Here is a 300-nt window from a genome sequence, read left to right as displayed (position 1 = left end):
CTGAAGGTCTTCGGCCGGGCGGATGCCATCGGCGGCCCCCGCTCGCACGCCACCGGCGCCCGCGCCCTGAAACTGGCGCAGAAAGGAGCCTGACATGCTGCTCGACGTGAACGGCAAGACCGCCTACGCCTACGCTGCCGGCAGCGCGCCTGGCCCGGAGGCCATCGTGTTCATCCACGGCGCCCAGAACGACCATTCCGTCTGGACGACCCAGGCCCGCACCCTCGCGCACCAGGGCCATCAGGTGCTGGCCGTCGACCTGCCCGGCCACGGCCGCAGCGCCGGCCCCGCGCTGGCGAC

1 protein-coding gene is annotated in these 300 nt (G+C 73.3%); it reads left to right on the top strand.

Features of this window, described 5'->3' with window-relative positions; genetic code table 11:
• Positions 1-94 precede the first annotated feature (94 nt).
• Positions 95-300: alpha/beta fold hydrolase (locus ACEN88_RS35140; protein ID WP_413347045.1), on the top strand; the 206-nt coding region annotated here is incomplete at its 3' end.

The sequence above is a fragment of the Massilia sp. CT11-108 genome (assembly GCF_047302915.1).
GTDB lineage: Bacteria > Pseudomonadota > Gammaproteobacteria > Burkholderiales > Burkholderiaceae_D > Telluria > Telluria orientalis.
This window is presented reverse-complemented; position numbering and strand designations above follow the sequence as displayed.